The sequence below is a fragment of the Meiothermus hypogaeus genome, assembly GCF_003574035.1.
Classification (GTDB): Bacteria; Deinococcota; Deinococci; order Deinococcales; family Thermaceae; genus Meiothermus; species Meiothermus hypogaeus.
Window position 1 is genome coordinate 1 of record NZ_QWKY01000097.1, and the last position, 10054, is coordinate 10054.

At 62.7% G+C, this 10054-nt stretch carries 12 protein-coding genes and 1 pseudogene; 7 read left to right on the forward strand and 6 right to left on the reverse strand.

What is annotated here, in order from left to right:
• The 4 genes and pseudogenes from Mhypo_RS15805 to Mhypo_RS15815 all read left to right on the forward strand — a co-directional run.
• Window positions 1-644, forward strand: a pseudogene (locus Mhypo_RS15805) (MFS transporter); the annotation flags it as partial.
• 9 nt (window positions 645-653) lie between these two features.
• Window positions 654-893: a hypothetical protein gene (locus Mhypo_RS17965; RefSeq protein ID WP_147075423.1), complete on the forward strand. Its 240-nt coding sequence runs from the start codon at window positions 654-656 to the stop codon at window positions 891-893.
• On the forward strand, window positions 890-1423 hold the full coding sequence (locus Mhypo_RS15810) for an AAA family ATPase (RefSeq protein ID WP_170148330.1): 534 nt from the start codon (window positions 890-892) through the stop codon (window positions 1421-1423). The genes Mhypo_RS17965 and Mhypo_RS15810 overlap by 4 nt, the downstream gene beginning before the upstream one ends.
• A complete protein-coding gene (locus tag Mhypo_RS15815; protein WP_119342229.1) occupies window positions 1420-1959 on the forward strand; it encodes a P-loop nucleotide/nucleoside kinase family protein in 540 nt (179 codons plus the stop codon). The genes Mhypo_RS15810 and Mhypo_RS15815 overlap by 4 nt, the downstream gene beginning before the upstream one ends.
• An 18-nt stretch (window positions 1960-1977) precedes the next feature.
• Here Mhypo_RS15815 and Mhypo_RS15820 read toward each other — a convergent pair whose 3' ends face one another.
• Window positions 1978-2253: a hypothetical protein gene (locus Mhypo_RS15820; protein ID WP_119342230.1), complete on the reverse strand. Its 276-nt coding sequence runs from the start codon at window positions 2251-2253 to the stop codon at window positions 1978-1980.
• Window positions 2254-2328: 75 nt separating this feature from the next.
• Between Mhypo_RS15820 and Mhypo_RS15825 the strand changes: the two genes are divergently transcribed.
• Window positions 2329-4344, forward strand: coding sequence for a molybdopterin-containing oxidoreductase family protein (locus Mhypo_RS15825; RefSeq protein WP_119342231.1), 2016 nt, complete (start codon window positions 2329-2331; stop codon window positions 4342-4344).
• On the opposite strand, the gene Mhypo_RS15830 is transcribed toward Mhypo_RS15825, so the two are convergent.
• Together Mhypo_RS15830 and Mhypo_RS15835 are read right to left on the reverse strand one after the other, a co-directional pair.
• Window positions 4341-5936 carry an acyl-CoA dehydrogenase family protein gene (locus Mhypo_RS15830; protein ID WP_119342232.1) on the reverse strand — a complete coding sequence of 532 codons (1596 nt, stop codon included), beginning with the start codon at window positions 5934-5936 and terminating at the stop codon, window positions 4341-4343. The two genes, Mhypo_RS15825 and Mhypo_RS15830, sit on opposite strands and share 4 nt — an antisense overlap.
• 44 nt (window positions 5937-5980) lie before the next feature.
• On the reverse strand, window positions 5981-6526 hold the full coding sequence (locus tag Mhypo_RS15835; protein WP_206074941.1) for a carboxymuconolactone decarboxylase family protein: 546 nt from the start codon (window positions 6524-6526) through the stop codon (window positions 5981-5983).
• Window positions 6527-6533: 7 nt separating this feature from the next.
• On the opposite strand from Mhypo_RS15835, the gene Mhypo_RS15840 reads away from it, so the two are divergent.
• Window positions 6534-7553: a threonine aldolase family protein gene (locus Mhypo_RS15840; RefSeq protein WP_119342233.1), complete on the forward strand. Its 1020-nt coding sequence runs from the start codon at window positions 6534-6536 to the stop codon at window positions 7551-7553.
• A gap of 20 nt (window positions 7554-7573) precedes the next feature.
• Here Mhypo_RS15840 and Mhypo_RS15845 read toward each other — a convergent pair whose 3' ends face one another.
• Entirely contained in the window at window positions 7574-7768 is a 195-nt protein-coding gene (locus tag Mhypo_RS15845) for a hypothetical protein (protein WP_119342234.1), read from the reverse strand.
• A 41-nt stretch (window positions 7769-7809) separates the two neighbouring features.
• The gene (locus Mhypo_RS15850; protein WP_119342235.1) at window positions 7810-8490 is read right to left on the reverse strand and encodes a glycerophosphodiester phosphodiesterase; all 681 of its coding nucleotides are present in this window, start codon (window positions 8488-8490) and stop codon (window positions 7810-7812) included.
• Between the two features lie 141 nt (window positions 8491-8631).
• Between Mhypo_RS15850 and Mhypo_RS15855 the strand changes: the two genes are divergently transcribed.
• Complete coding sequence (locus Mhypo_RS15855) at window positions 8632-9486, forward strand: hypothetical protein (protein ID WP_119342236.1); 855 nt, start codon at window positions 8632-8634, stop codon at window positions 9484-9486.
• Between the two features lie 32 nt (window positions 9487-9518).
• Here Mhypo_RS15855 and Mhypo_RS15860 read toward each other — a convergent pair whose 3' ends face one another.
• Window positions 9519-9830 (reverse strand): helix-turn-helix domain-containing protein, encoded by a 312-nt coding sequence (locus Mhypo_RS15860; RefSeq protein ID WP_170148331.1) that lies wholly within the window; start codon window positions 9828-9830, stop codon window positions 9519-9521.
• Window positions 9831-10054: the final 224 nt, after the last annotated feature.

The window sequence follows — 10054 nt, forward strand, 5'->3', positions numbered from 1 at the left end:
GGCTGGGGGGGCTTTTGGCCGAGGGTTTGGGCGAGCGCCTGGCCATCGTTTTACTGGCGCTGCCGGTGGCGGTCATTGCCTTTTTCGTCCTGCGAGAGCGCGATCGTCTGGCCCTGCCCGCCCCCCGCTACACCCTGTCGGCCTGGCCCTTGTATGCGCTGGGCTTTGCCCTGCTCTTTGTCAACTTTTTTGTGGCCAACCTGCTGCCCTACCGCCTCGAGGCCCTGGGTTTGTCGCAAGGCCAGATTGGGGGAGTTTTTTTCGCCTACCTGGCGGGCATTCCCGGCAGCGCCCTGGCCGGTGTTTGGGTAAAGAGGCTGGGTGTGGTGCAGGCTTTTCGGCTGGCCTTTGGGGTGGCAGCGCTGGGCCTGTTGGTTCAGCTTCCCGACCAACCCTTTTGGATTCTGGTGGGGTTTGTGCTCATGATGGCGGGCATTTTTACTGCCCAGGCCATTGCGGGCGGGGTTTCGGGGCAGGGCGGTAGCGGGGTGAGCGGCACTTATGTGGCCGCTTTTTACCTGGGGGGCACGGTGGCGGGGCTGGTGTACCCGCCCTTTATTGGGGAAAGCGCACTGTGGGGCCAGGGGGCGGCTCTGGGGGTTTCGCTCCTGGCCGTGCTGCTGGCCGGGCGGGCGCTGCGCTAAACTGGCTTCATGGCGGGGCTTTCCAACATCGACCCCAAAGTGGTACGGCTGCAAATTGAGTTGTTGCGGCAAAGCAGCCCGGCAAGGCGGTTGCCGATCATGGCCTCTTTATCGGCTACCGCCATTGGGTTCTTGCACCAGACTCTGACGCAAAAACTGGGTAATGCATGTCTGGCCCGGATCAAGTGGATGCGGCTCCATTACGGGGCCGTGCTAGCCGAGCAGTTACGGGAGAAATCCGGCCCATGAAGCTGGTCTTTCTCTACGGCCCCCCTGCCGTCGGCAAGCTCACCGTGGCCCAGGCCCTGGCAGGTCTTACCGGCTACAAGGTGCTGCACAACCACCTCCTCAACGACCTGGCCGAAGCCGTGTTTGCCTGGGGTACGCCGCCCTTTGGCGAGCTGGTTAGCAAGGTGCGCTTTCAAATCCTGGAACTGGCCCTGCGGGAAGACGTTTCCCTCATCTCGACCTTTGTGTATGCCGCACAACATGACGATACCTACGTGCAGGAAATTAAGGCCTTTGTCGAGGCCGGCGGCGGGCAGTGCGTGTTTGTGCAACTACGCTGCAAACCCGAAACTCTGCTCCTTCGCGTTGAAGAGGAATCGCGCCGCCAGTTCAAAAAGCTACGGAATGTGCAGGTTCTGGAACGTCTCTTACAAGAATACGAACTCTTCCAGCCGGTGCCCTTTGCCGATAGCCTGCAAATAGACACCGACGAACTAAGCCCCGCTCAGGCCGCCCAGGCCATCGTGGCGTATATGGAGGAAACCCCATGAAGCTGCTGTTCTTGTACGGCCCGGCAGCAGTGGGCAAACTCACGGTGGCCAGGGAACTCGCCCGGCTCACCGGCTACCCCGTCTTCGACAATCACCTCTCCATCGACTACGCCGCTAAGCTCTTCGAGTGGGGCAGCCCGGAGTACGTACAACTCCTGCGAGCGGTGCGGCTTTTTACCTTCAAGCAGATGGCCCAGATGGGGCAGAAGGGGCTCATCTTCACCTTCGTCTATACCCCGCCCAGCAGCGATGAGTTTATCCGGCAAGTGTTGGAAGTCTGCGAAGCATCCGGCATCGAGCCCCGGTTCGTCAAGCTGGAAGCCCCCCGCGAAGTGCTTTTGCAGCGAATCCAAAGCCCCGAGCGCAAACCCCTCAAGAAGCTCACCAACCCCGAGCGGCTTTTGTGGATGCTGGAGCAAGGGGCCTTGCAGGCCATTCCCTTTGTGGAAAGCATGCGAATAAATACCGGCGAAATGTCGCCTGCAGAGGCCGCCCGAGGCATCGTGCAGCACTTCGGGTTGCAGCCCCTGCTGTAAGCCCAAAACGCGCCCGCTTCACGGCCTGAGCACGCCGGTGAGCTGGGTATAGAGCAAAGCCCCCACCCCATACAACCCCAACCAGAGCAGGTCGGCTACCCGCAGCCGCCGGCGCAGCAGCCCTGCAATACCCATCCAGAACAACACCAGCGAAACCACCAGACAAAACAAGCTCAGGTAGGCGATGAACAGCGGGGCCGCCACCGCCCGGGTAAGAAGCAGCGAACCCCCCGCCATGACCAGCGGAAGCCAGAGGAGTCCAGTGGCATAGATCAGCCAGCGGCGGCCTCGCATTGGATATCAGTTTACAAAGAGCCAATGTAAGCCCAGCATGGACAGCAGTGGGTCAGGGTTTTTATCATGGTTTCCATGACTTTGCGCAAAGCCCGCGTCACCTGTCCCCTGGACTGCCCCGATGCCTGCTCGTTGATTGCCACCATTGACGATACCCGCAATGCTCTCCTCCAAATTGAGGGCGACCCCCGTCACCCCATGACCCAGGGCTTTGCCTGTGTAAAGACCTACCGCTATCCCGAGCGCCAGCACCACCCTTTGCGGCCTCTGTACCCTTTGAAGCGAGTGGGCCAGAAAGGCGAAGGCCGGTTCGAGCGGGTGAGCTGGGAGGCGGCCTTAGACGATATTGCCGCTCGGCTGAAAGACACCTTAAAGCAGTATGGGGCAGAGACCGTGCTGCCCTATTACTATGCGGGCACCATGGGCCTGATGCAGTACGAGCACCCCCTCACCTTTTTCCGGGCGATTGGTGCGAGCGAACTCGAGACCACCATCTGCGCCACCGCGGGCCGGGCGGCCTGGGTAGCCACCTACGGCGACCGTCTAGGCACCGACCCCGAGGACGTCACCCAGGCCCGTTTCATCCTGCTGTGGGGCATCAACAGCCTGCACACCCACACCCACCTGACCCCTTTCCTGAAGAAAGCCCGCCAGAACGGGGCCCGCATTGTGCACATCGACCCCTACGAAAACCTCACCAGCCGCTTTGCCGACGAGCACGTCAAGATTCGGCCCGGTACCGACGCGGCACTGGCCTACGGAATGGCGCGGGCCATTGTAAAAGCTGGCCTTCACGACACGGCCTACATAGCCCGCATGACCACCGGCTTCGAGGCTTTCATGCAAGCTGCCGAAGCCTGGACACCGGAGCGGGTGGAGGCGGTCACCGGCGTACCAGCGGCCACGGTTGAGCGGCTGGGGCTCGAGTTCGCCCAGGCCAGGGCCAGTTTCATTCGTACCAGCTACGGCCTGACCCGCCACCCCGGCGGGGCCTCGGCCCTGCGGGCGGTCATTCTGCTGCCGGCCCTCACTGGGGCCTGGCAGCACCGGGGGGGCGGGGCCCTCCTGAGCACCAGTGGGGCCTTTGCCCTTAACCGCCGCTACCTGGGGGGGCAGCACCTGCTGGCCCAGCGCACCCCCCCGCCCCGACGGGTCAACATGACCCAGCTCGGCACAGCCCTCACGGCCCTGGAGCCCCCCATCCGGACCCTGTTTGTCTTCAACTCCAACCCCGCGGTAGTGGCCCCCCGCTCCGACCTGGTGCAAAAAGGCCTGCTGCGCGAAGACCTCTTTACGGTGGTGCTCGAGCAGGCCCTTACCGAGACCACCCGCTACGCCGACTACGTGCTGCCCGCTGCCACTTTCCTGGAGCACCCCGACCTCTACACCGCCTACGGCCACTACTACCTCTCCTGGAACGAGGCGCAGATGCCCCCCCAGGGCGAGGCACGGCCTAACACCTGGGTCTTTGCCGAGCTGGGCAAAAGGCTAGGCCTGGAGGAACCCACCCTCTACTGGGACGCCGAGACCCTGGCCCGCTCGCTGCTGGACACCGACCACCCCTGGTTGGGGGGCATCGCCCTCGAGCGGCTCAAGGCCGAAGGCTTCGTGCGGCTCAACATTCCCCCGGACTTCCGCCCCTTCACCGAGCGGGCAGCCACCCCTTCGGGCAAAGTACAGTTCGACCCCCCACCCCAGGTGATCCTGACCGAGCCCACAAGGGACTTCCCCCTGATCCTGATGACCCCCCCGGCCAAGCACTTCCTGAATACCACCTACGGACACATCGAGCGCCTGGTACAGGGCCAGGGCGGCGAACCCGTACTGCTGGTACACCCCCGGGATGCGCAAGCCTGCGCAGTAGCCGATGGGGCGCTGGTGCGGATACGCTCCCAGCACGGCGCCGTGGTGCGTCGGGTACGGGTGAGCGAGGCCCCCATCCGGGGTACGGTGGTGCTGGAAGGCACCTGGTGGGAACAGTCGGCCCCCGATGGCAAGGGCATCAACTGGCTCACCGGGGAACACCTTACCGACATGGGCGAGGGTTCGACCTTTCACAGCAACCCGGTGCGCCTGGAAGCGCTGGACTAGACCGGCACATCAAGCAGACTCCAGACCGCTTTTTCCCGCATCGCCCAGGACGGGTACTCTTCTTTCTGCAGGAAGTGTCGGGCGTATAGGGCCGCCAGCTGGGCGTAGCGCTCGCCGCCGAGGTCGTACAGGAGAGCTACGGTAGCGGCATCGGCCAGGGTGCGCAGGGCGTCCTTGGCCTGCCACTGGGCCTCCTGGGGGGAAAGGGCCCGCAGGCCGGCCAGGGTGTCTTGCAACGCGGAGCGGGCCCGATGGGCCTCCTCGGTGCCAACAGCCTCGAGCCTGGGCGCAAACTCCTCCACAAAAGGCTCGGCGGCCCCCTTGCGGAAAAGTACCTCCAGGGTGTCCAGGGCCTGTACGTTGGCCGGCCCTTCCCAGATGGGGGTGATGAGGGCCTCTCTGGCCAGACGGGCGATGGCGAAGTCCTCCACAAAGCCCACCCCGCCGAATAGTTCCATCCCGAGCTGGGTGCAGTAGGTGCCGTGCTCGGCGGTGCGGGCCTTGGCCAGGTGCGCCAGCAGGCGGGCGTAGTGGTAGCGAGGGCTGTAGGGGGGGGCCTCGAGCCAGGCCTCCTCCCAGGCCGCCACCGCGCGGAAGGTGAGGGCCAGCCCACCCGCAATGCGCACCGCCAGGTCGGTCAGGTCGCGCCGGATGAGGGGGTGCTCCACCAGCTTCTGGCCGAAGGCCACCCGGGAATGGGCGCGAAAGAGCGCCTCGAGCTGAGCTTTGCGGGCCAGACCCAGCGCCCCCACCGCATTGGCCAGGCGCGAGAGGGTCAGGGTTTCCAGGATGTAATAAATACCTTCCTCGGGCTTGCCGATCAGATAGGCCTCGGTGTGGTCGAAGTCCACCTCGCCCGAAGGCACCGCGCGGGTGGCCAGCTTGTCCTTCAGGCGGCGTACCCGGTAGTTGAGCGTCCCGTTGCTATCCAGGCGGGGCACCAGGAACAAAGCCACCCCCTTGGGGCCGGGCGGGGCGCCTTCCGGGCGGGCCGAGACAATCGCGTAGTCGGTCAGGCCCGCCCCGCTGGAGAAGTATTTATCGCCATAAAGCCGCCAGACCGCCCCGTCGGGCACGGCCCGCACCTTGTTGGCCCCCAGGTCGGAGCCGCCCTGCACCTCGGTCATCCAGGTAGCTCCGAAGGCTTTTCCCTGCAAAAGTTCTTCTTTCCAGGGGGCAAACTGCGGGGCGTACTTGTGGATGGCGTAGACGGTGGCGTTGGTGATGGTCTGGATGCAGTACAGGCCGGGGTCGGCCAGCAGGAAGCCCTGGGCAAAGTGCAGGTGCCAGCTTCCCCCCTGGTAGGGGGCACGGTTGATGGCGGCCAGTTGGCGGTTGAGGCTTTCCTGAGCCGGCGAAAGCCGCACCCGGTCCATGCGCCGGCCTTCCAGGTCGTGCATCACCAGAACCGGACGGGCCTCTTTGTCCACGTGGTCGGCCACGCGGTAGGCCTCACCCCCAGCCAAGGCACCAAAGCGCTGCAGCTCCGTTTCGTGGGCCCGCCAACCCCGCCAGAAGTGGCTTAGAACATGGGGCAGGTCGGGCTCTAAAGTCCAGTGATTTTTACCATAGGCATAGGATTGGTGTTCCATACCTGGCTCCTGTCGCTTTAGGGTAGCTCGAGAATTCCCGTCTTTCACTCTGGCTCGACCTCGAGGGCAACCAGGAACCTCGAGACCATGTTGTAGGCCGCAATCACCCCCACCAGCTCCACCACCTGCCGAGGGTCAGGCCATGTGGCCTTTACCAGGGCAAACGTCTCATCGTCCACCCGAACATTCCGGGTCATCTCAAACGTGAGCCGGAGCGTAGCCCTTTCCTGTGGGTCAAAGCGCCTGTCGTCTGTGGTGGCTTGCTCCCAGTTGCTCAGGGCCGCCAGCTGGGCTGGGGTGCCCCCTGCTTGCAGGAATAACGGAGCATGGTGCTGGTATTCGTATTCGGCCCCGTTCAGTACGGCCACCCCACAAATGGCCAGCTCACGCAACCTGGGCGAGAGGACAAGATCGCCTCGCACCGCACCCAAGAAACGGTTCCAGCCCAGGGCATAGGGCGGGCTGTGCAGGAGCATCCGATCCAGGTTGAGGAGTCGACCCCCGCGACGCTGCCGGATAGCCTCCACAACGAGACGGGGTTCACCAAGGTCTGGGGGTTGGTAGGGAATGCGGGCCATCAGGAGTAGCATAGAGCCTATGCGCGTGATTGACCTCCGCTCCGATACCGTAACCCGGCCCACCCCCGCCATGCGCAAGGCCATGGCCGAGGCCGAGGTGGGGGATGACGTCTACGGAGAAGACCCCACCGTAAACCGCCTGGAGGCCCTGGCCGCCGAGATGCTGGGCCTCGAGGCCGCCCTCTTCATGCCCAGCGGCACCATGACCAACCAGGTCGCCCTGATGCTGCACCTGAAGCGCGGCCAGGAGGTGATTGCTCCCAAAGGGGCGCACATTTATGAATACGAACCCGGCTCGCTGGCAGTGCTCTCGGGCGGAACCATCCGGATTGTGGAAGCCCCTTACGGCATACCCGACCCCGAGGCTGTGCGGGCCGCAATTCACACCTCGGTGCACCAGGCCCCCACCGGCCTGATCGCACTGGAAAACACCCACAACACCGCCGGCGGTACGGTCGTGCCCCTGGCGGTTCAGCGGGCCATTCAGCAAGTCGCCCACCAGGCCGGACTCCCCACCCACCTGGACGGGGCGCGCTTCTTCAATGCGGTAGTGGCCTTGCAAACCACCCCTGCCGAGCTGGCCCGGGGTTTCCGCACGGTCTCGATCTGTTTGTCCAAAGGGCTGGGGGCGCCGGTCGGCTCCCTTTTGCTGATGCCCCGCGAGTACAGGGCCGAGGCCTGGCGCTACCGCAAGCTGCTGGGGGGTGGAATGCGGCAGGCCGGGGTGCTGGCGGCGGCCGGCCTCATCGCTTTGACCGAAGGCCCCCAGCACCTGGCCAAAGACCACCAGATGGCCCGGGCCCTGGCGGAAGGGATGCTGCGCCTGCACCTCGAGGTAGACATGCAAGCGGTGCAGACCAATATGGTGTATGCCCAGGTTCCCCAGGCCCCCGCTTTTGCCGAGCGGCTGCGTGAGCTGGGGGTACTGATTAATCCGATGGCCGCCAACCGGGTGCGCTTTGTCACCCACCGCGACCTGCACGATGAGGACATCCCGCTGGCACTACAGCGAATTGAACAGGCTTTACAAATCGCCTAGCACAGCGGCTGCGGACTTCCCTACTCCGTCCACTCTTCCACCGACTTGTAATGCACCAAAGCGGCGTACATAGTCTGTGCGCCGCTGGTCGAGGTGGAAAACTTGATATCCACAATCAGCGCATCCGGAGGCAGGCTATCCACAAAACGGTTGAGCCGATCCTGGAACATATCCGGGTCGGCAGCGGCAATGAGTTTGAAACGCATCCCTTGCATGGCTCAAGCGTAGCGCAGAATGCCGCCAGGGGTTGTGAAATTTAGCGACCACCCGCCAGGAGTTCTGTGGGCAGGTCACCGATGATGCCGTCCACACCCCACGCCAGGAGTTCGCGCGCGACCGCCGCCTGGTTGACCGTCCAGGTCACTATAAAAAGCCCACGGGCCTTGAGTTCAGCCACCCCAGATTGGCTCAGGAGCGCAAAATAAGGGTGTACCCCCTGCACCGGCAAACAGGGCATTAGTTCTTCCATCTCGGGCTCGGCATACAGCAAGGCCAGCGGAACATCTACCTTGAGCCGGTGCAAGCGAATCAAGGCCAGGGGATCGAAGCTGCTGATCCAGGCCCGCTCGCGGTGCGGCCAGGCCAGCAGGGCCTGGGCCAGTGCGGCCTCGCGGCCATCCGAGGGGCCCGGCTGGCTTTTGAGCTCCAAGTTGAGCCGAGCTTTGGGAAATTGCTCGGCCAGTTCAAAAACCTGCTCGAGGCGGGGCATCCACGGTGCCAGACGTTGCAAAGCAGGCCAGTCCAGTTCGTTGATGGGCCGTCCCTCAAACTCGAAGTCGTGATAAACCGCCAGAACCCCATCGCGGGTGCGGTGCAGGTCGAGCTCGAGGCCATCCAGGCCCGCTTCCAGGGCCAGCCGGAAGGACTCGAGGGTGTTTTCCTTGGCCTGGCGGGGAGAACCGCGGTGACCAAGGAGAAGAGGGGTAGAAAATGTCATCGGGTTTCTCCTTGCTGTGCAGGGTTTTTCATCTTTTTCGGACAACTTTCATGTCTGGGAGGCATGGTTATACCGCCATCTGTTCGATTTTACGTGTCGGATGCAAGCAGACTATCCTGCGTATGTTGTAAACTGATAATCATGGGCAAATATGAAGCTCGCCTTTCAGACCTGACCCAGGCCGACATTATTGCTCGGCTAGAAGGCCCTGGAGGTCTTCTCGCACTGACCAGCCGAGAACTGTTTTACCTGGATGACCAAACCCAGCAAAGCGCTCGTCTTTCCCAGATCAAACGCATTGGCGTTAATAAACAGACCGGCAATGTGGATGTGGTAGGCGAACAGGGCACCATGATGGAAATTGCCCCGATTGCCTTCCAGAAAGACGAGTTGAAACTCTTTCTGGAGTCGCTCAAGGGCCACGTACTCAAAGCCAAATCTGAACCCACCCAGGTCATCGAACGCCCTAAAACCGTCGAGCAAGCCCCAGCAGCGCCGGCCTCCCCCCCGTTCCCCAAATTTGAAGAACCGGTTGCCACTCCCAGCGCACCGATTGCCCAGCCCCCCAACCCCACCCCGTTGGAAATGCCCGCCCCGGTAGAGGTTGAACCCGCTCCCTCGGGGCAAATTAACATCGCTGAACCCCCCAAAACCCTGCCCGATGAACCCAGCGACTCCATCTGGGCGTATGATGGCTCCCCCAAACCCAGCGCTGCGCCCGCTGTGGCCGAGCCCTTACCTACTCCGGTGCCCTCGGCTCCGGCCTCACAAGGCCATCTAACCGTTCCGCCGGTAGCCCCTATCAGAACCCTCAGTTCTACCCAGCGGATTATCTCGGCACTGCTCAAAGTATCTGCACTCATTACGGCGGTGGTCACGGTGGGGTATCTGGTGGTGAATATGGGCACCACCAGCGATATTTGGGTTCCGCTGGGCGTGATTGCCATCGGGCTGTCGCTCTCACTGATTCAGTGGCGCTTGTCCGAGCCTTACTGATTGGACGAATAATACCAACCTTAGATAGATAGTCATTCCTTGGGGATCCCTCCCGGGTTGTGGCGGTGCTTATCGATGAGCCCTTGGGGTCCCTCGGCGTTGTAGCGCCGGATGAGCTTGTAGACCCAGTTCTGGCTAAACCCGGTGGCCTGGCTCACCGCCAGGGTGCTGGGGCGGTGCTCCCGGGTCTGCTGGGCGTACAACCAGATCACCTGCCAGCGGATCTTCTCCTTGGCATCCTTGCAGCTACGGTAGCGCTGTTCGAGTTCTTCCAGGCTCAGGTGGGCAGGCTCAGGTGGGGGTGTAGGGCTATGGCTTTGCTCGGCTTGCATTATTATTTGCATAGATTTGGTATCACCCAACCACGGGCCAAAGCATGAATCCATAAACCGTAAAACTGCCGTAAACGGACTATCGGGCTAGCCATATAGCCCGACATTTTTTTCGTCCAGAACTGGTGCGCCCGGCAGGACTCGAACCTGCGACCTAAGGTTTAGGAAAACCTGGCATTATCTTTTGACGGTTTTGACCAGTTTTGATTTTGCTTTGCCGGACAGATTCTTTTGCT